This window comes from Candidatus Hydrogenedentota bacterium (genome assembly GCA_012523015.1).
In the GTDB taxonomy this organism is placed as follows: Bacteria; Hydrogenedentota; Hydrogenedentia; order Hydrogenedentales; family CAITNO01; genus JAAYBJ01.
In genome coordinates this window covers 1-1,888 of sequence record JAAYJI010000333.1, presented here as the reverse complement: position 1 = coordinate 1,888, position 1,888 = coordinate 1, and the positions used below count along the sequence as shown (strand labels likewise).

General features: G+C 49.5%; 2 protein-coding genes. Both read left to right on the top strand.

Annotation, left to right across the window (positions count from 1 at the left end):
• Nucleotides 1–1,171: hypothetical protein (locus GX117_14500; GenBank protein NLO34541.1), on the top strand; the 1,171-nt coding region annotated here is incomplete at its 5' end.
• Between the two features lie 61 nt (nt 1,172–1,232).
• Nucleotides 1,233–1,888: hypothetical protein (locus GX117_14495; GenBank protein NLO34540.1), on the top strand; the 656-nt coding region annotated here is incomplete at its 3' end.

Sequence of the window (1,888 nt, the reverse complement as noted above, 5' to 3'; positions counted from 1 at the left end):
TGAAAAGACAGGTCAACCCGAACAAGCGGCAGAACAGCGTTTGTTGGCGTGGCAAGTAGACAGCAGCCGTGGTTCCCAAGTTTTTGATGGGTTGTATCTGTATTGGCAATCCCGCGATGCCTGGTATTGGCCCTTACTGTTTGCGCAGCCTTTGTTGAATACGGCTGCACTCAATGAATTGAAGGAGTGCGCCTTATGGGAATTGCGCCAATACGATTTTTCCCGGACGTCGACTTCCGATATTGCCGAGGATGATGGCTACGGTCGTTTTATTGCGCAGCTGCGCGCCGGCGGAGCGGCAATAACACGGCACCGCCTTAGCGAAGGGGCAGACGCTTTTGAGGCAGCGCTCGAAGTGATTCCGGAGACTGAATTAACAGTTTCCGCGTCGACGGATTACGGTCTTGCTCTTTTCCTGTTGGAAATACCTTCGGGCAACAGCGAATCCGAGGGCGGCGGTTCCTCGGCGATGGAGGATGAATGGACATTGCAAGCTCGCCTGCGCGCCATTCAAGATGCGGGCTTTGCCTTAGCAGAATCAGGGTTGGACAGGTATCCAGAATCTCTGGGGAACCACTACCGCCTGGCTGTGGCACGGATGTATCGCAGCCGTGCACAGCCCCGCGAGGCTGTCCATTGGCTTGAGGGACAAGCGCTGCAGACGGCGTTGTCTTCGGAATCACGCTTGAACGCAGTGACCCTATTGACTGAAATTTACAGCCAAGATTTGAATATGCCCCAAGAGAGCGCCCGTATTTATCTCGCCTGTGTGGATCTGGAAGATAATCCTGAATATAGCTTTCAAGCTGCCTTTCAGTATTACCAAATGAATTCCTATTATGAATCAGATGCCTTGTTGACAGCCCTGCTGTCGAAAGATGAAGCCTATTTGGGAGAACGACACGCCGATATTTTGTACCTTGCCGGACTTAGCCGTTTTCGTTTGGGGAATGTATCCGGGGCAGAAACCGCCCTGAATACGTTAGTCCGATCCTATCCAAAACATAAACTGGCGCCGGAGGCCCTGTTGCTATTGGCGCAACAAGCTTCCGTATCCCATCAAGGTCGGAAAATGTTTGAACTTCTTGAACGGATCGAGTCAGAATATAGTGATACAGCGGCGGCACGGAGCGCGGCGTTTTACTTGGAGACACTACGGAGTTATGAGTAAGCGGGCTGTTCTGTTTAGGATTGTCCTGCTGTTCCGGTCAAGAATCAAAGGAGATCAAGTCATGAACATACGCCTTGAAACAATGTTAATGTGGGTCATTTTATTGTTTATGCTGTTCAATTCTTACCCTTCGGCAGCAGACGCGGTTGCGCTGCACATTGGTCAACATACCCAAAACAGTCAATTCCCCTTGCACGGCATAGATACTTCAGAAGAAGGTTTTAGGCTCGTCATTGATCGGCACACTACTTCATCCGTCTTTCCGTCGAAATCAAGGAAGGGCGAAAATTTGGCGCAATTACCGGATATCGTTCCGGTTTATGCGGGTTTTTATGACAATGACTTGGCTGATTATGTAGACAAAGATCTGCTTGAACCTTTGGATTCTTTTTTCACGGACCTAGGTTTAGATCCTAAAGCTATCATTCCCAAGACCTTATTGCCCGCAGTGACTTACAAAGGCCATATTTGGGCGCTGCCTCATCGTATGAATTGTTTTGTAATGTCTTACGCAGAACAAGTAGCTGCCCGCTTAGGCATTTCTCGTGATGTGGATTCTCTAAAGACGGCCATGGATATTGTTGAACGGGTTTCCAAGGAAGCCTTTCCGGACAGTCAAGAATGGAGCATATACGCCGATATATCCGATGACTGGCAAGTGGCATTCTGTCTTTGGATTAGCCGGGCGTTATCCTCAGATGGAACAACGGTAGCAAC